Here is a 23,267-nt window from a genome sequence, read left to right on the forward strand (position 1 = left end):
GTCGCTCACAGCCAGCCGGCGCGCCTGAACCGGTAATAGAGATAACCGCAGGTGGCGACGATCAGGCCCAGCGCCACCGGGTAGCCGTAGTGGAATTTCAGCTCCGGCATGTTCTCGAAGTTCATGCCCCAGATGCCGGCGAACGCGGTGCACACCGCGAAGATGCTGGCCCAGGCCGCGAGCCGCTTGGTGACCTCGCTCTCCTCGATGGTCACCATCGACAGGTTCACCTGGATCGCCGTGCCGATGGTGTCGCGCATGGCGTCGATGGAGCCGTTGATGCGCCCCAGGTGGTCGCCCACGTCGCGAAAGTATTCCTGCGAGCTCATGCAGATCTGCGGCACGCGCCCGCCGTGCATCTTGCCGGCCGCCTCCAGCAGAGGCGCCACCGCGCGCTTGAGGATCATGCTGCGCCGCTTCAGGTCGTACAGCTGCTTGATCTTGTCGCGCGCCGCGCCGCCCTGGCCAAAGATCTGCTGCTCGATGGCTTCCAGCTCGACCTCGAGCGCATCGATCACCGGAAAGTAGCGGTCGACCACCGCGTCCATCAGCGCGTACAGCACGAAACCCGCGCCGTTGCGCAGCAGCTCCGGCTCGCGCTCGCAGCGCTCGCGCACGCCCAGGAAGCCCTGCTTGCTGCGGTTGCGCACCGACAGCACGTAGTTCGTGCCGACGAACACGTCGACCTCGCCCACGTTGGTGCAGTGCTCGCCCTCGGCCGAAGGTTCCACCAGGTGCATGACCACGAAGAGCGAGTCGCCGTATTCCTCCACCTTGGGGCGCTGGTGGCCGTGGTGGGCGTCCTCGACCGCCAGCGGATGCAGGTTGAATTCCTTCTGCATCTCTTCCAGCTCTTCGTTGGAGGCGTCGCTCAGCGCCACCCAGACGAAGCACCCCGGCCGGGTGATGTAGTCGCTGATGTCCTCGACCGAAATGTCGGCGAGCTTGGCGCCGTTTTCATAGGCCACGCAGTTGATCAGCATGGAAGCTCCGAAAAATTCACAGGGGTTGGGGGAATGCCTGCAGGCCGGTCACGCCGCGTCGGCGCCTGACTTGGCCGCCAGCGCGCCGGTGTCCGACAGCGCCGCCTCGATGGCCTGCGTCTCGCTCTTGAGCAGGGCCAGGCCCTTGTCGGCCAGCGCGGCGTGGCTCGCCGTGTCGGCCCACAGGCTGGTCGCGGCTTCGAAGCCGGTGAGCGACGTGAAGCGGATGCGGCCCTGCGCCAGGTCCATGAAGCGCTTTTCGCGCAGGGGGTCCGCCCGGTCCCACGCGCCACCGATGATCACGCGCCGGCCGCGCTTCACGCGCGGTTCGAGCTCGGCGAAGAACGGCAGCTTGGCGGACGCCCAGCCTTGCATGCCGGCGTTCGCTGCGGTGTCGAAGGCGGAGGGGGCGGCGTTCGCTTTCGCAAAGTCGCGCAACGCGCCGAGCTGGTAGCGCACCGGCTGGTGCGCCCCGGCCGCGCCGCCTTCCACCGGCCGGATCACGCTGGCGCTGCTGCCCACGCGCCCGTCGGGCCGCTTCGACTTGCGCAGGTCGGCGAGCTGGGCCGGCGGCATGCACAGGTACAGCGCGGCAAGTTCGGCGGAGACAGTGGCGCTGTCTGGCAGCGCGGTGGCGACCGCTTCAGGGCCTTGGGATTCGTTCAGCTGGGCCATGGGCGCCTTGTTCTTCACGCGGGGGTTGCGCCGGCGGATTTTAGAGCGGTGGATGCGGGTCGATGGCCGGGATGTCGGCGGGGTTGCCGCGGTTCTCGCAGGCCATACCAATCGATCGGCATCGATATGCCGCAAAGTTCACAGCCTTCTGCATCGAGTTCGTGCCGCATGAAGCAAAAGCATCCAGGCCTTGCCAACAATGCGGAATCAGGGAAGCCATTGCGCGAAGGCGCATCCGGCCTTCGCGTATAAAATCTTATACATACAGGCGCATGGGATGGACGAAAAAGAAATCCGCTGGGTAGGCTCTTCTTATGCCGATCTGCTGTCATTTCCCGTAGAGTCGCGCCGCGCAGCCGGTTTCGAATTGGGCAAGGTCCAGGCCGGGCAGGACCCGACGGACTGGAAGCCGTTCAATGACGTAGGTTCCGGCACGCGGGAAATCCGGCTCAGGGACCCGAGCGGCATCTACCGCGTGATGTACGTGGCCATGTTCGAGGAAGCAATCTATGTCCTACATTGTTTCCAGAAGAAAACACAGGCGACCAGCCAGCAGGACAAGGCGATCGCAGAAGCATGCTATCGCGCAGTGATCAAGACGAGGAAAAATTGACCATGAAAACCGACACAGCAATCAATCACGTCACCAAGCCCGGCGCCAACCTCTTCCTCGAGTTGGGTTTTCCACCCGCAGAGGCCAAGCGCCTGCAGGCGGCATCGCAAAAGCAGATCACCGATACGCGTCTGCTGAAACAGCAACTCATGGATGAGTTGTCGAGCTGGATCTCGGAGCATCACCTGAAGCAAGCCGAAGCGGCCGACATCCTGATGGTCTCCCGTCCTCGGGTTTCTGATGTGGTGAACAAGAAGACAGCCAAGTTCACCATCGACACGCTGGTCGAAATGCTCAGTCGCATCGGCAAGCCGGTCAAGCTGGTCATCGGCTGAACTCCGCCCGTCCCCGATAATCGCCCGAGTGAAAACGACGACTGCCCAACCCTCCCCCTCGACCAGCGACTTTTCCGGGCACACGCCCATGATGGCGCAGTACCTAGGCCTCAAGGCCGACCACCCGGACACCCTGCTGTTTTACCGGATGGGCGATTTCTACGAGCTGTTCTGGGCCGATGCCGAAAAGGCTGCGCGCCTGCTCGACATCACCCTCACCCAGCGCGGCCAATCTGCCGGCCAGCCGGTGTTGATGTGCGGCGTGCCCTTCCATGCGGTCGACACCTACCTGGCGCGGCTCATCAAGCTGGGCGAATCGGTCGCCATCTGCGAGCAGGTGGGCGAGGTCGGCGCGAGCAAGAGGCCGGTCGAGCGCAAGGTGATGCGTGTGGTCACGCCCGGCACGCTGACCGACTCCGAACTGCTGAGCGACAAGAACGAATCGCTGCTGCTCGCGGTGCATGCGGGCACGCGCAATTTCTGCGGGCTCGCATGGCTCAGCGTGACGGGCGCCGAACTGCGGCTGGCCGAGTGCCCGGCCGACGCGCTCGAAACCTGGATCGCGCGCATCGCGCCCAGCGAGCTGCTGTACAGCGCCGAGGTCACGCCCGCCTTCGAGCAACGCCTGAAGGCCGCGCGCAGCGCCACCCCGTTCACGCTGTCGATCCGCCCCGCGTGGCAGTTCGACGGCGGCCTGGGCGAGCGCAAGCTCAGCGAGCAGATGGGCAGCAACAGCCTGGCCGCGTGGAACGCCGAATCGCTGAGCAACGCACATGCCGCGGCCGCCGCGCTGCTGGGCTACGCCGAGCACACCCAGGGCCGCGCGCTCTCGCACGTTCAGCGCCTGACGGTGGAACGCGACGGCGACCTGATCGAGCTGCCGCCCACCACGCGGCGCAACCTCGAGCTGGTGCAGACGCTGCGCGGCGAAGACTCGCCCACCATGTTCTCGCTGCTCGACACCTGCATGACGGGCATGGGCAGCCGCCTAGTGAAGCGCTGGCTGCTGTCGCCGCGCCGCGACCGCAGCGAAGCGCAGGCCCGGCTCGAAGCCATCGGCGCGCTGCAGTCCACGGTGCTGGGGGGCACGGCCGCGCCCTGGCGCACGTTGCGCGAGCAACTGAAGAACACGAGCGACGTGGAACGCATCGCGGCGCGCATCGCGCTGCGGCAGGTGCGCCCGCGCGAACTGCTGGCGCTGCGCCTGGCGCTCGACAAGGCCGAGCAGCTGGCGCCTCTGCTTCCCGCGTCCGCCCCGCTGCTCGCCGGCATCGCCGAGCGGCTCGCCCCGCCGCCGGGCTGCGCCGACCTGCTGGTGAGCGCCATCAAGCCCGACCCGTCCGCGCTGGTGCGCGACGGCGGCGTGATCGCCACCGGCCACGACGCCGAGCTCGACGAGCTGCGCGCCATCAGCGACAACTGCGACGACTTTCTGCTCAAGCTCGAAATCAGCGAGCGCGAGCGCACCGGCATCAGCAACCTGCGGGTGCAGTTCAACCGGGTGCACGGCTTCTACATCGAGGTCACGCAAAGCGCGCTGTCGAAGGTGCCCGACAACTACCGCCGCCGCCAGACGCTGAAGAACGCCGAGCGCTTCATCACGCCCGAGCTGAAAGCCTTCGAGGACAAGGCCCTGAGCGCGCAAGACCGTGCGCTGGCGCGCGAGAAGTGGCTCTACGAACAGCTGCTCGACGCGCTGCAGCCCTCGGTGCCCGCGCTCACGCAACTGGCCGCCGGCATCGCGTCGCTCGACGCGCTGTGCGCGCTGGCCGAGCGCTCGCACACGCTGCACTGGCGCGCGCCGGTCTTCGTGTCGCACCCCTGCATCGAGATTTCGCAGGGCCGCCACCCGGTGGTGGAAGCCCGGCTGGCCGAAAAGTCGTCGGGCGGCTTCATCGCCAACGACACGCAACTGGGCCCGCAGCAACGCATGCAGGTCATCACCGGCCCCAACATGGGCGGCAAATCGACCTACATGCGGCAGGTGGCGATCATCGTGCTGCTGGCCTCCATCGGCTCGCACGTGCCGGCGGCGGCCTGCCGGCTGGGACCGATCGACGCCATTCACACCCGCATCGGCGCGGCCGACGACCTGGCCAACGCGCAGTCGACCTTCATGCTCGAGATGACCGAAGCCGCGCAGATATTGCACAGCGCCACGGCGCAGTCGCTGGTGCTGATGGATGAAATCGGCCGCGGCACCAGCACCTTCGACGGCCTGGCGCTGGCCGCGGGCATCGCGGCGCAGCTGCACGACCGCAGCAAGGCCTTCACGCTGTTCGCCACGCACTACTTCGAGCTGACCGAGTTCCCGGCCACCCACCACGGTGCGGTGAACATGCACGTGAGCGCCACCGAAGCGGGCCGCGACATCGTGTTTTTGCACGAAATGCAGCCCGGCCCGGCCAGCAAGAGCTACGGGATCCAGGTGGCGCGGCTCGCGGGCATGCCCGCTGCGGTGGTCAACCATGCACGGCAAGCACTGGAAGCGCTCGAATCGCAGCATGCCCAAACGCGTGCACAGGTCGACCTTTTCGCACCGCCGCCGGTGGCCGAAACGCCCCTGGCCAGCGCCGTAGAATCCGCCCTGGCTGCGCTCGACCCCGACACCATGAGCCCGCGCGAGGCACTCGACGCCTTGTACGCCCTTCAAAAATTGAACCAACGCGAACAGGCTGCCGGCTGACCGGGCACTGTTCATGCGAGAAGAACTCATGACTTATTGCGTAGGCATCAAACTCAACGCCGGCCTGGTGTTTCTGTCCGACTCGCGCACCAATGCGGGCGTGGACCACATCAGCACCTTCCGCAAGATGATCGTGTACGAGCAGCCGGGCGACCGCGTGATGGTGCTGCTGTCCTCGGGCAACCTGAGCATTTCGCAGTCGGTGCGCGAAATTCTGCAGATCGAAGAACTGCGCGAAACCCGCGAAGACGGCACGCCGGGCGAGCCCATCACCATCTGGAACGCCAAGAGCATGTTCGATGCGGCCCGCGTGCTGGGCTCGGCGGTGCGCCATGTGTACGACCGCGACGCCGAGGCGCTCAAGCACGCGGGGCTCGATTTCAACGTGTCGTTCATCTTCGGCGGGCAGGTCAAGGGTGAGGGCATGCGCCTGTTCCTGGTGTACGCGGCCGGCAACTTCATCGAAGCCACCACCGAGACGCCCTACTTCCAGGTCGGCGAATCGAAGTACGGCAAGCCGGTGCTCGACCGCGTGCTCACCCCCGACACCCCGCTCGACGAAGCCGCCAAGTGCGCGCTGGTGTCGATGGACTCGACCATGAAGTCGAACCTGTCGGTCGGCCTGCCGCTGGACCTGGTGGTGTACGAGGCCAACAAGCTCGAGACCGACCGCGTGATCTGCATCGACGCCGACAACCCCTACTACCGCATGATGCACAACAGCTGGGGCCAGAAGCTGCGCGAGGTGTTCGACAGCATCGAAGACCCGGTGTGGGACGACAGCCACACCGAGCATCCGCTGAAGATGCCCGCCACCCGGCACGGCGCATTGCGCAAGATTTCCACGCCTGACGAAAAGCTGATCTGAACCCCGTGCCACCCGTCGTTTTTTCGCACGGCAACAGCTTTCCCGCCAGCACCTACCGCGTCGTTCTCGACAGCCTGCGCGCCCGCGGCTTCGAGGTCGACGCCATCGAGAAGTTCGGGCACGACCCGAAGTACCCCGTCACCGACAACTGGCCGCACCTGGTGCAGCAGCTGGCCGACTTCGCCAGGCTGCGTGCCGAGCGCGCGGGCGGCCCGGTGTTTCTGGTCGGCCACTCGCTGGGCGGCTTCCTGAGCCTGATGTGCGCGGCGCGGCATCCGGAACTGGCACGCGGCGTGGTGCTGGTCGACTCGCCCATCCTCGGCGGCTGGCGCGCCAACACGCTCAACATGGTCAAGCGCACGCCGCTCATGAAGAGCATTTCGCCCGGTGCCATCAGCCGCAAGCGCCGCAACAGCTGGGAGCATCGCGAGGCGGTGTTCGCGCATTTCCGCAGCAAGAAGGCCTTTGCGAAGTGGGACGAGCAGGTGCTGCACGACTACATCGACCACGGCACCTTCGACGGCGACAAGGGCGGCGAAGAAGGCCGCGAGCTGAGCTTCGACCGCGATGTGGAAACCGCCATCTACAACACCCTGCCCCACAACCTGGGCGCATTGCTGCGCGCGCACCCGCTCAAGTGCAAGGCCGCCTTCATCGGCGGGCGGCAGTCGGCCGAGATGAAGCGTGTGGGCATGGCGATGACCGAGCAGGTCACCAAGGGCCGCATCGCCATGATGGACGGCACCCACCTGTTCCCGATGGAAAAGCCGCTCGCCACCGCCGCGGCCATCGAGGCCGCGCTGCGCAACCTGCTCTGAGCCGCGGCGGCCTTGCCGCCACTCCGGCCGCCCCTGTCACACCTTCGTGACGTGCACCCCGGGCCGCTCGCCCGCATTCCACTTGCCCCCCAGCGCCCGCTCGATCTGCGCGGCCAGCTGCAGCAGCAACCCGTCGTTCGCCTGCGCCGCCTGCGCCTGGATGCCCAGCGGCAGGCCGTTCTCCTGCGCGGCCATCGGCAGCGAGATGCCGGGCAGCCCGCACAGGTTGGACAGCGGCGTGTACGCGAAGTTTTGCCACAGGTTGGCGAACCAGTCATAGACCGAGGCGTTCGTGCTGGTCGTGAGGTACTCGCTGGTGCCCACCTTGGGCGTGGGCAGCGCGGTAATGGGCGTGAGGATGATGTCCCAGCCCTGGAAGAAGTTGCCGAAGGCGCGCGAGGTGGTGTTGAACACCGCCTGCATCTTCGAGCGCTCGGTGTACGAAGTGTTCAGCCCGGCTTCCCAGATCTTGATGTTGATCGGCTCCAGCAACTCGGCCGGCGGGCGCTGCAGCCCCAGGCGGTGCAGGTGGCCGTCGATGACCTGCGCGAAGTTGCTGATGTAGCAGGTGGTCTGCGCGGCAAAGGCCGTTTGAAAGTCCACCTCGGGCAGCACCCACTCCACATGGTGCCCCAGCCCTTCGAGGAACTTGCCCGTGCGCTCCAGCTCGGCCACGAAATGCGGCGTGGCGCGAAAGTCGCCCCATTCGTGCGACAGCGCAATGCGCAGGCGGCCCGGGTCTTTCCTGATGAGTTCGCTGTAAGGCTCGGCCGGCGACCAGAAGGGCATGAACTCGCCCGGCGCGCCGCCCCGGCAGTGGTCGACGAAGGCGGCCGTGTCGCGCACGGTGCGGCTGTGGCAGCCCTGGATGGACACCAGCCCCGACAGATCGGACAGCCCCGGCGCCAGCGAGAAAACGCCGCGTGACACCTTCAGGCCGATGTTGCCGTTCACGCCCGCGGGAATGCGGATGGAGCCGCCGCCGTCGGTGGCATGCGACAGCGGCAGCACGCCCGCCGCCACGGCCGCCGCCGTGCCGGCCGACGAGCCGCAGGTGGTGTATTCGACGTCCCACGGATTGCGCGTGACGTGCAGTGCGTTTTCCACCGAGCTGCACACGCCGAACTCGGGCGTGGTGCTGCGGCCCACGATGTTCAGGCCGGCCTTGCGCAGCTTTTGCGTGAGAAAGCTGTCGGCCGCCGGGCGGTGGCCCTGCATCATCATCGAGCCGAACTCCTGCAGCCGGCCCTTCAGCGTCGGGCCCAGGTCCTTCATGAGGTACGGCAGGCCGGCGAACACGCCTTCGGGGTCCATGCCGTCCTTCAGCGGGTCGGCGACCACGTCGTCGAACACCTCGACCACCGCGTCGAGTTGCGGGTTGACCTTCGCGATGCCGGCGGCGGCCTGCGCCGCCAGTTCGGCCGCCGTCACGTCGCCCTTGCGCACGCGTTCGGCCAGCCCGATGCCGTCGTGCGCGGCCCATTCGTCCCAGCTCATTGCCAGCGTCATCTCGTGTTCTCCATTCGCTTGAAAAAATTAACAGCCAAAGTGTTCGTGTCAGGGCCAGCCGAAGCCGAGCCGCAAGAGCATCAGCGTACCCGTGCCGACCAGGATCGTGCCGGCCACATCGTTTCGCCGGACCAGGTAGTAGGCCAATGCGGCGCCCACTGCAAAGAGCCGCGCGTCGTGCCAGTCGGACAGCAGGCGCCCGTTGCTCAAGAAAACGTCGGGCACCACCATCGCCAGCAATGCCGCCACCGGTGCATGGCGCAGGCCGCGCCACAGCCAGCCGGGCAGCTTCGGCTCGCTGTCGGGCAGCAGGAAGAAGCTGCGCGTGAGCACCGTCACCGCCACCAGCGCGCCCACGGCCAGCCACACGTACGCGTCGTGCCCCAGGTGCCCAAAGTGCCCTGTGTGCCCCATGTGCCCGATGTGCATCAGCGCGGGCTCCAGCGCCGGTCGGCCCAGGTGCCGGCCACGAAGGCGGTGGCGATGGCCGCGACCACGTTGAGCCCCATCGGCAGCGAGGCCGTCGCCAGCGCCACCGTGCCTGCGGCCAGCGCCGAGCAGCGCACCGCGCGGTCGGTGAGCATCGGCAAGGCCAGCGCCAGCAAGGCGAGCACGCCGATGAAGCGCAGGCCCCACGCCGCGGGAATGGCGTCGGCCAGGAAGATGCCCGCCAGCGACGCGATGTGCCACGCCGCCCAGTTGGTCAGCGCCAGCCCAAGAAAGTAGCCCTGCTGGCGCACCGTGGCGCGCCCGTCGGACGACGGCTGCGGATGCCGGTGCACGAACTGCGCGTACACCGGGTCGCCCGCCAGGTAGGACAGCAGCACGCGCGACACCCGGCGGTGCCGCCCGAAGTAGCGCCGCCAGTTCACGCTGAACACCACGAAGCGCAGGTTCAGCACGCACGCGGTCGCCACGATCACCCACAGCGGCGCGCCGGCCGCGATGAGCGGCAGGCAGGCCAGCTGCGAGGCGCTGGCGAACACCAGCAGCGACATCGCCAGGATCACGCCCAGCCCGACGCCGCTCTTGGCCATGGCCACGCCGGCCACCAGGCCCATGGCCAGGGTGCCGAGCGCGGCGCCCGCGATGTCGCGCCGCCCTTCGGCGAAAGCGCCGCGCCACACCGGGTCGCGAAGGGCTGCGCGCCAGGCGCCCCACACGCTCACCGTGGGCTCGCGAGTTCCGCACGCGGCGCGGCCGCCAGCAGCCGCCGCGTGTAGTCGTTGGCCGGCGCGTTGAACACCTGGCCCGTGGGGCCCTGCTCCACGATGCGGCCCTGGCTCATCACGATGACGCGATCGCACAGCTGCGCCGCCACGCGCAGGTCGTGCGTGATGAACAGAATGCCCAGCCCCAGGTCGCGCTGGATCTCGCGCAGCAAATCGAGAATCTGCGCCTGCACCGACACGTCGAGCGCCGACACCGCTTCGTCGGCCACCAGCACCTGCGGCTGGCAGGCAATGGCGCGCGCAATGGCCAGGCGCTGGCGCTGGCCGCCCGAGAACTGGTGCGGATAGCGCTCCAGCGCGGTGCGCGGCAGCTGGATGCGGTCCATCAGTTCCTCGGCGGTCTGGCGCGCATGCAGCTTGCTCAGGCCGAAGTTCACCGCCCCCTCGACCATCGACGAGCCCACGGTGCGCCGCGGGTTCAGCGAGCGGTTCGGGTCCTGGAACACCACCTGCACGCGCGAGCGCAGCGGCCGCAACCGGCCTTCGGGCAGGTCGTGCACCTCGGCGTCGCCCCACAGGATGCTGCCCGCGCTGGGCGCGATCAACCGGATCATGCAGCGCGCGAAGGTCGACTTGCCCGAGCCCGACTCGCCCACCACGCCCACGGTTTCGCCGCGGTGCACGGCCACGCTGGCGTCCTGCAGCGCGGTGTTGTGCTTCGCGCGGCCGATCCAGTCGCGCCGCGTGTAGATCTTGCCGACGCCCGTGCCCGTCAGCAGCGGCTTGCCGCCGGGCAGCGCGCGCGCGGGCGGCGGCGTCATGCCGGGCACGGCGTCCAGCAGCATGCGGGTGTAGGCCTCGCGCGGCTGGTGCAGCACCTGCGCGCACGGGCCCTGCTCCACCAGCGCGCCGCGGTGCATCACCATCACGTCGTCGGCGATCTCCGCCACCACGCCCATGTCGTGCGTGATGAAGAGCACCGCGCTGCCCTGCTCGGCCTGCAGCTCGGCGATGAGCTTCAGTATCTCGGCCTGCGTGGTCACGTCCAGCGCGGTGGTCGGCTCGTCGCAGATCAGCAGGCGCGGCTTCAGGATGATGGCCATCGCAATCACGATGCGCTGGCGCTGCCCGCCCGAGAGCTGGTGCGGGTAGCTCGCATGAATGCGCGCCGGGTCGGGCAGCCGCACGCGCTCGAAGATGGCGATGGTGTGCGCCTTGCGCTCCGCCGCGCCCCACGGGGTGTGCGTGCGCAGCAGCTCGTCGACCTGCTCGCCGCAGGTGAGCACCGGGTTCAGCGCGGTCATCGGCTCCTGGAACACCATGCCCATGCCGGTGCCGCGCAACTGGCGCAGCCGCTTGTCGGAGGTGAAGCGGCCGTTGTCGACCAGCTTCTCGCCCGACAGCGTCACGTCGCCGGCCTTCAGCACCAGCCCCTTGGCCAGCAGGCCCATCACGGTGGTGGCCAGCACCGACTTGCCCGAGCCCGACTCGCCCACGATGCACAGCGTGCGCCCGGCCTCGATGCGCAGGTCAAGGTGTTCGATGGCGTGCGGGCGGTCGGCGTCGGAGGGCAGCGCCACCTGCAGGCCGCGCACTTCGAGGATGGCGGCGCCCGGATTCGATTCGGTCATGACGGTCATGAAAATCTGCGCCTCACACGCGTTTGGAAAACTTGGGGTCGAGCACGTCGCGCAGGCCGTCCCCCAGCATGTTGATGGCCAGCACCGTGGGCACCAGGAACAGCGCGGGGAACAGCACGTTGCCCGGGCTCTGCGAGAACTGCACGCGCCCTTCGGCCATGATGTTTCCCCAGGTCGGCACGTCGGACGGCAGGCCCAGGCCCAGGAAGCTCAGGATGGCCTCGGTCAGCACGGCGGAAGCCGCGATGAAGGTGCCCTGCACGATCAGCGGCGCCAGCGCGTTGGGCAGAATGTCGCGCCACAAGATGGTGGCGTCGGGCGTGGCCAGCGCGCGGGCCGCTTCCACGAAGGGCTCGTCGCGCAGGCTCATCACCAGCGCGCGCACCAGTCGTGTGACGCGCGGCACCTCGGGCACCGCGATGGCCAGGATCACCGTGGGCAGGCTGGCGCCCAGCACCGCCACCAGCGTGATGGCCAGCAGCACGGCGGGGATGGCCATCACACCGTCCATCACGCGCATCAGCACGGCGTCGACCGCCCGAAAGTAGCCCGCCAGCATGCCCAGCAGGCAGCCGAAGGCGATGGCGACGAAAGCGGTGAACAGGCCCACCGCCATCGAGATGCGGGTGCCGTACAGCACGCGGCTCCACACGTCGCGCCCCACGCTGTCGCTGCCCATCCAGAAGGTGTGGGCGAACTGCGCGCCGTCGGGCAGCGTCACCTGGCCTGCGGTGCCCGCGCCCACCGAGATGAAGCTCGCGTCCATCACCGAAGGGTCGAAGGTGCCGAGCCAGGGCGCGAACACGCCCAGCAGCGCCAGCGCGACCAGCACGATGATGCCGCCACGCACGGCGGCGTTGCGCCAGAGTCTTTTAACGGTGGTCATGATCAGTAGCGGATGCGGGGGTCCAGAAACAGGTAGCTCACGTCGACCAGCAGGTTGACGGCGACGTACACCACGGCAAAGAACAGCACCACGCCCTGCAGCACCGGAAAGTCGCGGTTCAGCACCGCGTCGACCGTGAGCTGGCCCAGGCCCGGAATGGCGAACACCGTCTCGGTGACCACCACGCCGCCCAGCAGCAGCGCCGCGCTCACGCCGATCACCGTGACCACCGGCACCGCCGCGTTGCGCAGTGCGTGGTGCTTGAGCACTTCGAGCTCGGTGATGCCCTTGGCGCGCGCGGTGCGAATGAAGTCTTCGGTCAGCGCCTCGCTCACCGCGGCACGCGTCACGCGCGACAGCAGCGCCACGTAGGTGATGGCCAGCGTGAGGCACGGCAGCACCAACTGGTGGAGCCACGGCCCCACGCCCTCGCCGATGCGCCGGTAGCCCTGCACCGGAAACCACTGCAGCTTCATCGCCAGCACGTAGATCAGCACATAGCCGACCACGAACACCGGCACCGAGAAGCCGGCCACCGAGAAGGCCATGACGGCCTTGTCGAGCCAGCCGCCCATGCGCCACGCGGCCAGCGTGCCCAGCGGCAACGCGATGGCCACCGCCAGCAGCAGCGTGCCGCCGGCCAGCGAGAGCGTGGGCTCCATGCGCTGGCCGATGAGCTCCAGCACCGGCTTGTTCAAGAAGAACGAGAAGCCCAGGTCGCCGTGCAGCACACCGTTGCCCCAGATCGCGAACTGCTCCCACAGCGGCCTGGTGAGCCCGAGCTGCACGCGGATGCGGTCCAGGTCTTCGTTGGTGGCGCTGTTGCCGCCGATGACGGCCGCCGGATCGCCGGGCGTGAGGCGCACGATCATGAAAATCGCCACCGCCACCACCAGCAGCACGGGAATGGTGGCGAGCAGGCGCTTGCCGAGGAAGGTCAGCATGGACAGGCTCTCTTCTTTCTTCTTTTTTCTTCTTATTGCTTCTTGATGTTCCAGTACACCTGCGCGCCGGCCGGCACCAGGCCGCTCACGTTCTTGCGCAGCGCGGCGGGCTGGTTGTACTGGCCCACGGGCACGTGCGTGGCCGTCTCGAAGGCGCGCAACTGGGCGGCCTGCGCGAGCTTCTTCTTCTCGGCGTCGGTCTTGGCCTGGGTGAACTGGACCTTGATTTCTTCCAGCCTGGCGTCGGTCTGCCAGCCGAACCAGCCCTTGTCGCCGGTGGCGTTCATCATGGCCATGGTGATCGGGTTGAGGATGTCGGAGGCCGTCCACGAGGTCATGAACGCGCTCCAGCCGCCGGCCGAGGGCGCGTCTTTCTTGGCGCGCCGGGCCACCAGCGTGGACCAGTCCATCGACTGCATGTCGACCTTGAAGCCGGCCTGCTCCAGCTGCTGCTTGGCCACCAGCGGCAGCTTGCCGATGGTCGGGTTGTCGGTCGGGCGCATCAGCACCACGGGCTCGCCCTTGTAGCCGGCCTCTTCGAGCAGCGCCTTGGCCTTCTGCGGGTTGGCCACGCCGGTGTAGTCACCCGTCTGCTCCGACTCGAACAAAGTGCCGCAGGGGAACATGCTCTTGCAGTAGCGCGTGAGGCCGGGCGTGCCGACCTGCGTGCGCAAGAAAGCCTCTTGCCCCAGCGCCAGCAAGGCGGCGTGGCGCACCTTCTCGTTGTTGAACGGCGGCTGCAGGAAGTTGAAGCGCAGGATGAACTGGTTGCCCGCGGGTTGCGCGTCGACCAGCTTGATGTCGGGGTTGGTGCGCAGCGTGGCGTACTGCTCGAAGGCCGGCTGCTCCAGGATGTCGGCTTCGCCGTTGAGCAGCGCATTCATCTGCGTCTGCGCGTCGCGGATGATGAGCCACTCCACGCGGTCCACGTACACGTTCTTGCCGCCGGCCGTGCCCGAGGGGGCCTCGGCGCGCGGCTTGTAGCGCGTGTTCCTGGTGAACACCACGCGCTCGCCGGGGCGGAACTCGTCGGCCTTGAACACGTAGGGGCCGGAGCCGATCGACTCCTTGATCTGCGTGTCGCCCGAGGTGTCGGCAATGCGCTTGGGCATGATGAACGGCACGTTCGAAGAAGGCTTGCCCAGCGCCTCGAGCACCAGGCCGAAGGGCTCCTTCAGCACGATGGAGAAGGTCCTGGCGTCGGGCGTCTCGTAGCGCTCGGTCACCTTGGACAGCTGCGCGCCGAAGGTGTCGCGGCTGGCCCAGCGCTTGAGGGACGCGACCACGTCCTCGCTGGTGACGGGCTTGCCGTCATGAAACTCCAGGCCGTCGCGCAGCGTGAAGGTCCAGGTCTTGTTGTCCGGCGACACCTTCCACTTGTCGACCATCTGCGGCTTGATGTGGCCTTCGAGGTCGGTGGCGAACAGGGTGTCGTACACCATGTACCCGAAGTTGCGCGTCACGTAGGCCGTGGTCCAGATCGGGTCGAGCACGGTGATGTTGCTGCTCGGAATGATCTTGAGCGTGGTGGTCTGCGCCATCGCGGGCGCAATGACCGCACCGGCCAGCAGCGCGGCGGCGCCCCATCGGGCAAGGCGGCGCGACAAGGTACTGGCCGGGCGGACAGGCGAAGGCGAGAAGAGCTGCGGTTGCATGTGGTTTCCTGAAAGATGGAACGGGGAGCGCGATGCCGGTCTTGCGAGGGGCTGGCGGCGGCGAGGTCTCCATTGAGACATCTGTCAGGTCAAATGCATATATACAGTTCAATTCTTCTGTAGTAGAACAGTCGCTCTCTTCCCTTGTATTCGGCCCCGTGTTGGGGCTTTTTCGTGCACACGAAGCGTGCACGCCTTGCCGTGATCACTGTCAACCCTTCACTGCCCACGCCGCTGGTGCGCCAGGTCTACGACGCGCTGCTCGCGCAGATTGCCTCCAGCGCAATGAAGCCCGGCGACAGGCTGCCGTCGGTGCGCACGCTCTCCGGCGACTGCGGCGTGAGCACCATGACCATCACCAACGCCTACCAGCGCCTGGTGGCCGAAGGCCATGTGGAAGCGCGGCGCGCCAGCGGCTACTACGTGGCCGAAGCCGAGCGCTCGGCGGCCACGCGGCGCAAGCCCTTCCTGGGCCGCACCTCGGTCGACTCGCTGTGGCTGCTGAAGCACGTGTACGAAGACGACCGCACGCTGCTGAACGCGGGCTGCGGCTGGATCCCGCCAGAGATGCTGCATATAGACGGTGTGCGGCGCGCGCTGGCCGCGCTGTCGCGCAAGTCGGCCGCCGGGCTGGCCAACTACGGCACGCCCTACGGCTACCTGCCCCTGCGCCAGCAGATACAGACGCTGCTGGCGCAGCAGGGCATCGAGACCGCGCCGCACCAGATCGTGCTGACGCACGGCGCCTCGCAGGCGCTGAACCTGGTGGCGCGCTGCCTGCTGCAGCCGCGCGACGTGGTGCTGGTCGACGAGCCCGGCTCGACCAACCTGTACGCCATGCTGCGTTCGCTCGACCTGAAGCTGGTGGGCGTGGAGCGCACGGTGAACGGGCCCGACGTGGCGGCGCTGCAGGCGCTGGCGCAGCGCCACGGCGCCAAGGCCTTCTTCACCACCACCAACCTGCACAACCCCACCGGCGGCCCCTGCACGCCGGCGGTGGCCTACCAGATGCTGCGGCTGGCCGAGCAGCTGGACTTTCACATCGTCGACAACGACGTGATGGCCGGGCTGGAGCCGCCCGGCGCGGCCACGCCGCTCGCGAGCCTCGACCGGCTGCAGCGGGTGATTCATGTCGGCAGCTTCTCCAAGACGGTGTCGCCCGCCCTGCGCGTGGGCTTCGTGGCATGCAACGAGGAGTTCGCCGAGAAGATGATTCTTCAGAAGATGGTCAACAGCCTCACCACTTCGGAGCTGACCGAACGGCTGCTGCACGAAGTGCTGGTGGAGGGCCGCTACCGCGCCCATGTGGCGCGGCTGGCCGGGCGGCTGCAGGCGGCGCAGCACACCGTGTGCGACAAGCTGGAGGCCGCCGGCATGCAGCTCTTCACGCGGCCGGCGGGCGGGCCCTTTGTGTGGGCGCGCTTCGAGCGCGACGACGTCGACATGCGCGCGCTGGCGCAACGCGCCATTGCCGAGAGCTTTTTGCTGGCGCCGGGCGACCTGTTCCGCACCGACCTGCGGCCGACACCGTGGCTGCGCTTCAACGTGGGCTATGCGGACGACCCGAAGCTGTACCGCTTTCTGGCGCAGGAGGCGAAGCGGCTGCGCGCCAAGGCCTGAGCCGACGCAAAGCGGCTCCCTAGAATCGCGCGGCCGCCCCTGCCCCCAAGATCCGCATGCCGACCGAACCCCTGCCCCTGTCGCTCTCCACGCCCGCGCTGGCCGACGCGCTGATCGTCGACCCGTTCTACCTGGCGATTTCCGTCGATTTCGAGCACGACATGCACCAGCGCAAGGCGATGCTCGCCGCGTACTTCGCCTGGTCGCTGGGCGAGGCCGCGCGCACCGGCCGCTGCCTGACGACCGAAGACCCCGAACTGGGCGCGGCGGCGTGGCTGCTGCCGCGCGCGAACGATGTGGACGCCGCCGAGTCGACTGCGAAAAGCGCCTTCCTCGCCGGCGCACTGGGCCCGCGCGGCCTGGCCAACTACCGCCGCATCGTCGACTTCATGGCGGCGCGCGCGCCGGCCGTGGTGCCTGCGGACGCGTGGTACCTGTCGATCTTGGGCATTGCGCCCGCCGCGCAAGGGCGCGGGCTGGGCGCGCGGCTGCTGGCGCCCACGCTGGCCGAGGCCGACGCGGCGGGTGTGCCCTGTTTCCTGGAAACCTTCACGCCGCGCAGCGTGGGGTTCTACGAGCGGCTGGGCTTTCGCAGCGAGGCCGCGCACCGGGAGCCGGTGTCGCACGCCGAATACCTGATCATGTGCCGGCCCCCTCAGCCGACCTGAGCGGGGCGCAACAAGGCGCCGAGGATACAAAAAGCAATACTTGGCAACAATCCAGGAGAATCAGCCACCGTCCGCCACCCGCCCGGAGCCCTTGCGCCCATGTCCGTTCTCCCCGTTGAAGACGCCGATCCCGTCTCGCTGAGCCCCGCCCTCATCGTCGAGGACGACCCGCAGATGCAGCAGCGCCTGCGCCATGTGCTGTCCACGCTCGGCTGCGACGACGCGCACATCGCGGTGACCGACAGCGTGGCCGGCGCACAGCAACTGCTCGGCGCCCACCGCTACAGCGTGGCGCTGGTGGACATCGGCCTGCCCGACGGCAGCGGCGTGGAACTCATCGGCTGGCTGCAGGCGCACCAACCGGGCGTGCCGGCGGTGGTGATCTCGGCCTGGCGCACGGAAGAAGTCATCTTCGCGGCGCTGCGCGCGGGCGCCATCGGCTACCTGCTGAAGGAGCGCGACGACCTGGAGCTGGCCATGGCGCTGCGCAGCATCGAGCAAGGCGGCGCACCGATCGACCCGACCATCGCGCGGCGCATCCTCGCGTGGGTGGCGGCCACGCCGGCGCCCGCGACGGCGTCGGCCGAGGCGCCCGGGGATGCACTCCTCTCGGCGCTCACACCGCGCGAACGCAAGATCCTCGAACTCGTGTCGCAAGGCCTGAGCAACCGAGAGATGGCCGAGATGCTGTCGATTTCCAGGCTGACCGTCGAATGCCACACCAAGAACATCTACCGCAAGCTGGCCGTCAACTCGCGCACCGAAGCGGTGTTCCAGGCGCGGCGGCATGGCTTGCTGCGCTGATCGGCGCGCTGCTTCTCTTTCTTGCAGCCGGCCCGGCTTTCGCGCAGGCCGGAGCCGAACCGGCGCTGCGCGTCGAGGCCGTGCGCGGTGCCGGCTGGCATGACACCGCGCCACCCGCCGAAGGCTGGACACCGGTCACCCTGCCCGACAGCTGGGCCGGGCGCTGGCCCGGCTTCGACGGCGTGGTCTGGTACCGGCTGACCTGGACGCAGCCCGAACAGGTGCGCGAAACCGGCCTGCTGCTGCACTACCTGAACATGGCCGGCGAGGTGTCGCTCAACGGCACGCCCATTTCGCGCGACGCCAGCCTGGTGGAGCCCCTCACGCGCGCCTGGAACACGCCGCGCCACTGGCTGCTGGCGCCGCCGCTGCTGCGCGCCGGCACCAACACGCTGCTGGTGCGCGTGTCGGGCCTGTCGGCCTACCAGGCGGGGCTGGGGCCGGTCGAACTCGGCACGCCGGCGGCCACGCAGGCCGTGTTCGACCGCGAGCGGCTGCTGCGTCACGACCTGCAGGTGCTGGGCCTGGCGGTGAGCGCGGCAGTCTCGGCCTTCTTCGCCGCGTGGTGGTGGCTGCGCCGGCGCGAAACGGCCTACGGCTGGTTCGCGGCGATGTCGGTGCTGTGGCTGCTGTTCGCCTACAACCAGATCGCGACCAGCCCCTGGCCGTTTGCATCCAACCACGGCTGGCAGGCGCTCAACACCTCGCTGCTGCTGGTGTTCAGCCTGTCTTACCTGGTGTTCGCGCTGCGCTATGCCGGGCGGCGCATGCCGCGCCTCGAAGGCGTGGCGCTGCTGGTGGCGGCCGCGGGCGTGGCCGACCTCTGGGCGGCGCCGCTGGCCGACCTCATGGCGCATCGCGCGATGTGGACGCTGGTGGGCGGGCTGACGATCATCGTGGTCAACAGCGTGGCCATCGTGCATGCCTGGCGCCGTCGCGGCAGCCCGCTGCGCGCGCTCGCGCCCTTCATGGCGCTGTCGGCCGTCACCGGCGCGCACGACCTGCTGGTGTTCACGCAGGTGATCGACAGCAACATCTACTACACGAACATGTCGTCGTACGTGCTGTTGCTGGGCATGGCGCTGACGCAGGCCGCGCGCTTTGCGCAGAGCCTGCGGCGCATCGAGAACTTCAACACCGAGCTCATCGAGGAGGTGAACGCCGCCAAGGCCGAGCTGGCCGCCACGCTGGCCCAGCAACACGCGCTGGCGCTGGCGCATGCGCGCATCGGCGAGCGCGTGAACCTGGTGAGCGACCTGCACGACGGCCTGGGCGGCATGCTGGTGGGCAGCATCGCCACGCTGGAGCGCGCACCTGACAACCTCAGCGCGCCGGAGCTGCTGGCCATGCTCAAGCGCCTGCGCGACGACCTGCGGCTGATCATCGACGCCACCGGCCGCGACGACGGCGCCCGCGCGCTGGGCGAACTGCTGGCGCCGTTGCGCCACCGCAGCGCGCAGCTGCTGGACGCCAACGGAATCGACTGCCGCTGGCAGGTGGCGAACATCGACACGCTCGAACTGCCGCCTTCGCAGAGCCTGGACCTGATGCGCTTCCTGCAGGAGGCGCTGACCAATGTGCTCAAGCACAGCGCGAGCCGGCGCGTGGACGTGAGCGTGGTGCGCGCCGGCGCGGAACTCCGGCTCAGCGTGCGCGACGACGGCCGCGGCTTCGCGGTGGAAAACACCAACCAGGCAGGCGGCGCCGGGCTGCGCAACCTGCGTGCGCGGGCGCGCCGGCTGGGCGCCGAGCTGCAACTGCAGTCGCGCCCCGGCGAGACGCAGGTGGCGCTGCGGATGCCGCTGGCCGCCTAGAGGGCGCGGGCCGCTCGCAGCCCTGCGCTTCGGTTCTTCTTCAGTCCGCCCAGACCACCACGCCGCTCCATGCGGTCGCCAGCACCACGATGCCGAAGGCGATGCGGTACCAGGCGAAGGGCACGAAGCTGTGGCTGCTGATGTAGCGCAGCAGCCAGCGCACGCACAGCCAGGCGCTGATGAACGAGAACACCAGGCCCACCGCGAACAGCGGCAGGTCGGCCATCGACAGCGCCGCGCGCTCCTTGTAGACGCTGTACACGCCCGCGCCGATGAGCGTGGGAATGGCCAGGAAGAACGAGAAATCGGTCGCCGCCTGGCGCGACAGGCCCAGCAGCATGCCGCCGATGATGGTCGAGCCGCTGCGGCTGGTGCCCGGGATCATCGCGAAGCACTGCACCAGGCCGACCTTGAGCGCGTCCCAGGGCGTCATGTCGTCCACGTGCTCGACGCGCACCGAACCTGGCGGGCGCTTTTCGGCCCACAGGATGATGAAGCCGCCGATGATGAAGGTGCTCGCCACCACCGTCGGAATGAACAGGTGCGCCTTGATGACCTTGCCGAACAGCAGGCCCAGCACCACCGCCGGCAGGAAGCCGATGAAGATGTTCAGCGCCAGGCGCTGCGCCTTGGGCTGCCGGGGCAGCGCCACCACGGTGGAGCGGATCTTCTGCCAGTACACCAGGATCACCGCGAAGATCGCGCCAGTCTGGATGGCGATCTCGAAAACCTTACCCCGGTCGTCGCCGAAGCCGCCGAGCAGCGAGCCCGCAAGAATCAGATGGCCGGTCGACGAGATCGGAAGAAATTCGGTCAGCCCCTCCACGATGCCCATGATGGCGGCCTTGACCAGCAAAACGATGTCCACGCGTACTCCTTGAAAGAGCGGCAATTATGGCGAGCGGGATGGTCAGGTCAGGTTCAGGTCGCGCTCAGGATACCCAGTTCAGGTGATGTTCCTGCGCATTTGGTTGACACATAGTCACAAATGAACCGGACCCGAGGTCCGCAGGAGCTTCACCCATGCAGACCCTCACCCCCGGCAACGGGCTCGAAGAGCATGTCTCGACCGCCGACGACCACTGCGAGGACCGGCGCAAGAACACGCAGGACATCGAGCGCGAGCAGTGCGAGTCGATGCGCCGCGTGACCCAGGCCACCGGCGCGTCGGGCAGCGAGTTGCGCCTGCTGATGCAGCGCCTGCTCGACATCGGCCGCGAGGGTTCGAGCGCGGGCATCGTGGCGCAGGGGCACATCGCAGCCGACCGGATGCAGTCGGGCATGCCGCGGCTGGACCTGGGCGACGGCCACACGGCCGACCAGCGCAGCGACGCGGCGCAGAGCATCGACTTCTGGCTGCTGGAGCCGCTGGACCCGGCGCACGACAAGAAGTGGTACGCCCGCTGGAAGTTCTGGAGCTTCATCCTGGGCGCATCGGGGCCCGACGTGTCGCTCACCCTGCAGGGGCTGGCCTTGCGACCGAGCGAGCCGGGCGATGCGCATGCCGACCTGGTGGCCAAGGCGCGCAAGGTGCTGGAAGGCTGGCGCCGCACCTCCGAGCCGCTGTTCTGGGCGGCGGTCGAGTGCTATGTGCGGCAGCAGTCGTTCTCGCTCGAAACGCAGGCCTACCTGATGCACTGCATCGCTGCGGTCTTTCCGGGCGACGGCATGAAACTGTCGAACGCGCAGAGCGAAGCGCTCACCGCCGCGCTGACCGGCACCTACTGCGACGCGCTGGGCAACTCTGCGACGCTGCCCTCGGCCGACATCTACCGCCGCCTGTCGCAGGGGCTGCAGGCCACCGACCGCGAGACCGGGCTCACCCGGCCGTTGGGACGCAGCGACGCGGCGCAGATCGCGGTCACGGCGCTGTTCTCCATCATCGAGAGCGCGCGCGTGCCTTGGCCTGGGCCCTGACCCTGCACGGCCCTGCCCTCCACCGCGCTACCCGGCGCGGCGGCGCAGCGCACGCACCGCGCTGTCGACCGTGGTCGCCACCGGCAATCCGCTCGCGGCCTCGCACGCGGCACGCGCGCGCGCCATGCTGAACTGCGCCAGCGCAAGGCGCGTGCAGCCGCGTTCGCGCAGGACCACGGCCTGGGCGGCAATGAGCGCGTCGTGCCGCTGCGTGTCGCCGGCGTTCAGTGCGTCGAGCGCGCCTTCGGCCAGCGCGAGTTCGAGCGGCGTGCCCTGCGCAAACTCGCCCGGCATCGACGCCAGCGTGGGCGCGAAGGTGGCGATGAGACCGAGCCGGCCGTGCCCTTGCGCCACCTCGTCGATCATGGCCTCGTTGGGCTTGAGCACCGCGATGCCCGCATGCCTGCGCGCCACCGCCTCGATGCACGGCCCGAAGGCCGAGCAGGTGAACAGAATGCCTTGCGCGCCCGTGTCGACCGCGTACTGCGCAAGACGCGCAAAGCGCTCGTGCATGGCCGCGTCCAGGCCCTTGCCTTCGCGTGCCAGGTCGGCGGAGAGACTGTCGTCGAGCAGGTTCATGCGCAGCGCCTCGGGCCAGTCGCGCGCGAAGGCTTCGTTGATGGGCGCGACGGAGTGCGAAAGCGCGTGGATCAGGGCGATGCGGGTCATGGGTTCGTGCGGTTCGAATGCGCCTCAGATGCCCTTGGACGACGGGTTGGCGAACGCGTCCTTCGTCTCGGCATTCAGCGGGTAGTTGATGTTGATGCCCTTGGGCGGAATGGGCGACATGAACCACTTGGCGTACAGCCTTTCCATCTCGCCCGACTTCATCATGCCCGACACCACCCGGTCGACCAGCGCCTTGAAGGCCGGGTCGTCCTTGCGCAGCATGAGCGACTGGTTCTCGGTACGCAGGCTCTCGCCGGTGATGACGAAGTCCTTCGGGTTGCGCGCGTTCGCAAGCTGCCCGGCCAGCAAAATGTCGTCGAGCACGAAGGCCTGCGCACGGCCGCTTTCCACCAGCAGGAACGAGTCGCTGTGGTCCTTGCCCGCGAGGTTGGTCACGTCCAGGCTGCGGCCCCGGTCGGCCTCGCGCAGCAGGCGGAACGACGTGGTGCCGGTGGTGGTGGCCACCGTCTTGCCCTGCAGGTCGGCAATGCCCTTGATGCCCGAATCGGCCTTCACCAGCATGCGCACGTTGTAGCGAAAGATGTCCGGCGAGAACGCCACCTGCTTCTGCCGCTCGACCAGGTTGGTGGTGGAGCCGCATTCGATGTCGACCGTGCCGTTCTGCACCAGCGGAATGCGGTTGGCCGAGGTGACGGCCTGGTACCGGATGTCGATGGCCGGCATCTTCAGCTCGGTCTTCACCGCCTCGACGATGCGGTTGCAGATCTCGATGCTGTAGCCCACGGGCTTGAGGTTGCCGTCAAGGTACGAGAAGCCGAACGACGACTCGCGGTAGCCGAAGGTGATGGCGCCGCTGGCCTTGATCTTGGCGAGCGTGTCGCCCTCCTGCGCCTGCGCGGCGGTGCAAGGCAACAGGGTGGCGAAGGCCAACGCGAGCGCGGCGGCACCGCAGGAAAACGGCAGACGTGGCTTGGGCATGGAACGCTCCTTGGAACGACGGTTGAAGAAAAAAACGAAAGGAGAAAAGGGG

The 23,267-nt window shown here is 68.2% G+C and carries 22 protein-coding genes; 10 read left to right on the top strand and 12 right to left on the bottom strand.

Annotation, left to right across the window (positions count from 1 at the left end; all coding sequences use genetic code 11):
- Nucleotides 1–5 precede the first annotated feature (5 nt).
- Together corA and ACSFA5_RS11960 are read right to left on the bottom strand one after the other, a co-directional pair.
- A complete protein-coding gene (gene corA / locus ACSFA5_RS11955; RefSeq protein ID WP_435444249.1) occupies nt 6–983 on the bottom strand; it encodes a magnesium/cobalt transporter CorA in 978 nt (325 codons plus the stop codon).
- Nucleotides 984–1,031: 48 nt separating this feature from the next.
- Nucleotides 1,032–1,658, bottom strand: coding sequence for a hypothetical protein (locus ACSFA5_RS11960; protein WP_435444250.1), 627 nt, complete (start codon nt 1,656–1,658; stop codon nt 1,032–1,034).
- 277 nt (nt 1,659–1,935) lie between these two features.
- Here ACSFA5_RS11960 and ACSFA5_RS11965 point away from each other — a divergent pair, with 277 nt between their 5' ends.
- From ACSFA5_RS11965 to ACSFA5_RS11985, 5 genes are read left to right on the top strand one after another with little or no spacing between them, the layout of a single operon-like run.
- A complete protein-coding gene (locus ACSFA5_RS11965; RefSeq protein ID WP_435444251.1) occupies nt 1,936–2,271 on the top strand; it encodes a type II toxin-antitoxin system RelE/ParE family toxin in 336 nt (111 codons plus the stop codon).
- A gap of 2 nt (nt 2,272–2,273) precedes the next feature.
- Nucleotides 2,274–2,606 carry a helix-turn-helix domain-containing protein gene (locus ACSFA5_RS11970; RefSeq protein WP_435444252.1) on the top strand — a complete coding sequence of 111 codons (333 nt, stop codon included), beginning with the start codon at nt 2,274–2,276 and terminating at the stop codon, nt 2,604–2,606.
- 28 nt (nt 2,607–2,634) lie between these two features.
- Complete coding sequence (gene mutS, locus ACSFA5_RS11975) at nt 2,635–5,292, top strand: DNA mismatch repair protein MutS (protein ID WP_435444253.1); 2,658 nt, start codon at nt 2,635–2,637, stop codon at nt 5,290–5,292.
- A 28-nt stretch (nt 5,293–5,320) separates the two neighbouring features.
- Nucleotides 5,321–6,160, top strand: a complete 840-nt coding sequence (locus tag ACSFA5_RS11980; protein WP_435444254.1) for a proteasome-type protease — start codon at nt 5,321–5,323, stop codon at nt 6,158–6,160.
- A 5-nt stretch (nt 6,161–6,165) separates the two neighbouring features.
- Nucleotides 6,166–6,978, top strand: coding sequence for an alpha/beta hydrolase (locus tag ACSFA5_RS11985; protein WP_435444255.1), 813 nt, complete (start codon nt 6,166–6,168; stop codon nt 6,976–6,978).
- Between the two features lie 36 nt (nt 6,979–7,014).
- Here the strand turns inward: ACSFA5_RS11985 and ACSFA5_RS11990 are convergent, their stop codons facing one another.
- The 7 genes from ACSFA5_RS11990 to ACSFA5_RS12020 are packed head-to-tail and all read right to left on the bottom strand — an operon-like array spanning nt 7,015 to nt 14,784.
- Nucleotides 7,015–8,487 carry an amidase gene (locus ACSFA5_RS11990; protein WP_435444256.1) on the bottom strand — a complete coding sequence of 491 codons (1,473 nt, stop codon included), beginning with the start codon at nt 8,485–8,487 and terminating at the stop codon, nt 7,015–7,017.
- A gap of 48 nt (nt 8,488–8,535) precedes the next feature.
- A complete protein-coding gene (locus ACSFA5_RS11995) occupies nt 8,536–8,916 on the bottom strand; it encodes an AzlD domain-containing protein (protein ID WP_435444257.1) in 381 nt (126 codons plus the stop codon).
- On the bottom strand, nt 8,916–9,656 hold the full coding sequence (locus tag ACSFA5_RS12000; RefSeq protein ID WP_435444258.1) for an AzlC family ABC transporter permease: 741 nt from the start codon (nt 9,654–9,656) through the stop codon (nt 8,916–8,918). The genes ACSFA5_RS11995 and ACSFA5_RS12000 overlap by 1 nt, the downstream gene beginning before the upstream one ends.
- Nucleotides 9,653–11,290 carry a dipeptide ABC transporter ATP-binding protein gene (locus tag ACSFA5_RS12005; RefSeq protein WP_435444755.1) on the bottom strand — a complete coding sequence of 546 codons (1,638 nt, stop codon included), beginning with the start codon at nt 11,288–11,290 and terminating at the stop codon, nt 9,653–9,655. The genes ACSFA5_RS12000 and ACSFA5_RS12005 overlap by 4 nt, the downstream gene beginning before the upstream one ends.
- Before the next feature lie 22 nt (nt 11,291–11,312).
- On the bottom strand, nt 11,313–12,185 hold the full coding sequence (locus tag ACSFA5_RS12010; protein ID WP_435444259.1) for an ABC transporter permease: 873 nt from the start codon (nt 12,183–12,185) through the stop codon (nt 11,313–11,315).
- Between the two features lie 2 nt (nt 12,186–12,187).
- Nucleotides 12,188–13,129 carry an ABC transporter permease gene (locus ACSFA5_RS12015; RefSeq protein WP_435444260.1) on the bottom strand — a complete coding sequence of 314 codons (942 nt, stop codon included), beginning with the start codon at nt 13,127–13,129 and terminating at the stop codon, nt 12,188–12,190.
- Nucleotides 13,130–13,161: 32 nt separating this feature from the next.
- Nucleotides 13,162–14,784, bottom strand: coding sequence for an ABC transporter substrate-binding protein (locus ACSFA5_RS12020; RefSeq protein WP_435444261.1), 1,623 nt, complete (start codon nt 14,782–14,784; stop codon nt 13,162–13,164).
- 201 nt (nt 14,785–14,985) lie between these two features.
- Between ACSFA5_RS12020 and ACSFA5_RS12025 the strand changes: the two genes are divergently transcribed.
- From ACSFA5_RS12025 to ACSFA5_RS12040, 4 genes are all read left to right on the top strand, one after another.
- Nucleotides 14,986–16,404 (top strand): aminotransferase-like domain-containing protein, encoded by a 1,419-nt coding sequence (locus ACSFA5_RS12025; protein WP_435444262.1) that lies wholly within the window; start codon nt 14,986–14,988, stop codon nt 16,402–16,404.
- A 56-nt stretch (nt 16,405–16,460) separates the two neighbouring features.
- The gene (locus ACSFA5_RS12030; protein WP_435444263.1) at nt 16,461–17,072 is read left to right on the top strand and encodes a GNAT family N-acetyltransferase; all 612 of its coding nucleotides are present in this window, start codon (nt 16,461–16,463) and stop codon (nt 17,070–17,072) included.
- A 99-nt stretch (nt 17,073–17,171) separates the two neighbouring features.
- Nucleotides 17,172–17,876, top strand: coding sequence for a response regulator transcription factor (locus tag ACSFA5_RS12035; RefSeq protein ID WP_435444264.1), 705 nt, complete (start codon nt 17,172–17,174; stop codon nt 17,874–17,876).
- Nucleotides 17,786–19,690: a sensor histidine kinase gene (locus ACSFA5_RS12040; protein ID WP_435444265.1), complete on the top strand. Its 1,905-nt coding sequence runs from the start codon at nt 17,786–17,788 to the stop codon at nt 19,688–19,690. Before ACSFA5_RS12035 ends, ACSFA5_RS12040 begins: the two co-directional genes overlap by 91 nt.
- 40 nt (nt 19,691–19,730) lie before the next feature.
- Here the strand turns inward: ACSFA5_RS12040 and ACSFA5_RS12045 are convergent, their stop codons facing one another.
- A complete protein-coding gene (locus ACSFA5_RS12045; RefSeq protein WP_093128436.1) occupies nt 19,731–20,558 on the bottom strand; it encodes an undecaprenyl-diphosphate phosphatase in 828 nt (275 codons plus the stop codon).
- A 155-nt stretch (nt 20,559–20,713) separates the two neighbouring features.
- Here ACSFA5_RS12045 and ACSFA5_RS12050 point away from each other — a divergent pair, with 155 nt between their 5' ends.
- Nucleotides 20,714–21,607 carry a hypothetical protein gene (locus ACSFA5_RS12050; RefSeq protein WP_435444266.1) on the top strand — a complete coding sequence of 298 codons (894 nt, stop codon included), beginning with the start codon at nt 20,714–20,716 and terminating at the stop codon, nt 21,605–21,607.
- Between the two features lie 27 nt (nt 21,608–21,634).
- On the opposite strand, the gene ACSFA5_RS12055 is transcribed toward ACSFA5_RS12050, so the two are convergent.
- Nucleotides 21,635–22,276, bottom strand: coding sequence for an aspartate/glutamate racemase family protein (locus tag ACSFA5_RS12055; protein WP_435444267.1), 642 nt, complete (start codon nt 22,274–22,276; stop codon nt 21,635–21,637).
- Nucleotides 22,277–22,300: 24 nt separating this feature from the next.
- Nucleotides 22,301–23,215 (bottom strand): transporter substrate-binding domain-containing protein, encoded by a 915-nt coding sequence (locus ACSFA5_RS12060; RefSeq protein WP_435444268.1) that lies wholly within the window; start codon nt 23,213–23,215, stop codon nt 22,301–22,303.
- Between the last annotated feature and the right edge of the window lie 52 nt (nt 23,216–23,267).

The organism is Variovorax monticola (assembly GCF_051216855.1).
Lineage (GTDB): Bacteria > Pseudomonadota > Gammaproteobacteria > Burkholderiales > Burkholderiaceae_C > Variovorax.

Coding starts and splice junctions, on each gene's coding strand:
- corA (WP_435444249.1), bottom strand. CDS start 983: ATGCTGATCAACTGCGTGGCCTATGAAAACGGCGCCAAGCTCGCCGAC.
- ACSFA5_RS11960 (WP_435444250.1), bottom strand. CDS start 1,658: ATGGCCCAGCTGAACGAATCCCAAGGCCCTGAAGCGGTCGCCACCGCG.
- ACSFA5_RS11965 (WP_435444251.1), top strand. CDS start 1,936: ATGGACGAAAAAGAAATCCGCTGGGTAGGCTCTTCTTATGCCGATCTG.
- ACSFA5_RS11970 (WP_435444252.1), top strand. CDS start 2,274: ATGAAAACCGACACAGCAATCAATCACGTCACCAAGCCCGGCGCCAAC.
- ACSFA5_RS11980 (WP_435444254.1), top strand. CDS start 5,321: ATGACTTATTGCGTAGGCATCAAACTCAACGCCGGCCTGGTGTTTCTG.
- ACSFA5_RS11990 (WP_435444256.1), bottom strand. CDS start 8,487: ATGACGCTGGCAATGAGCTGGGACGAATGGGCCGCGCACGACGGCATC.
- ACSFA5_RS11995 (WP_435444257.1), bottom strand. CDS start 8,916: ATGCACATCGGGCACATGGGGCACACAGGGCACTTTGGGCACCTGGGG.
- ACSFA5_RS12005 (WP_435444755.1), bottom strand. CDS start 11,290: ATGACCGAATCGAATCCGGGCGCCGCCATCCTCGAAGTGCGCGGCCTG.
- ACSFA5_RS12010 (WP_435444259.1), bottom strand. CDS start 12,185: ATGACCACCGTTAAAAGACTCTGGCGCAACGCCGCCGTGCGTGGCGGC.
- ACSFA5_RS12015 (WP_435444260.1), bottom strand. CDS start 13,129: ATGCTGACCTTCCTCGGCAAGCGCCTGCTCGCCACCATTCCCGTGCTG.
- ACSFA5_RS12020 (WP_435444261.1), bottom strand. CDS start 14,784: ATGCAACCGCAGCTCTTCTCGCCTTCGCCTGTCCGCCCGGCCAGTACC.
- ACSFA5_RS12030 (WP_435444263.1), top strand. CDS start 16,461: ATGCCGACCGAACCCCTGCCCCTGTCGCTCTCCACGCCCGCGCTGGCC.
- ACSFA5_RS12035 (WP_435444264.1), top strand. CDS start 17,172: ATGTCCGTTCTCCCCGTTGAAGACGCCGATCCCGTCTCGCTGAGCCCC.
- ACSFA5_RS12040 (WP_435444265.1), top strand. CDS start 17,786: ATGCCACACCAAGAACATCTACCGCAAGCTGGCCGTCAACTCGCGCAC.
- ACSFA5_RS12050 (WP_435444266.1), top strand. CDS start 20,714: ATGCAGACCCTCACCCCCGGCAACGGGCTCGAAGAGCATGTCTCGACC.
- ACSFA5_RS12055 (WP_435444267.1), bottom strand. CDS start 22,276: ATGACCCGCATCGCCCTGATCCACGCGCTTTCGCACTCCGTCGCGCCC.
- ACSFA5_RS12060 (WP_435444268.1), bottom strand. CDS start 23,215: ATGCCCAAGCCACGTCTGCCGTTTTCCTGCGGTGCCGCCGCGCTCGCG.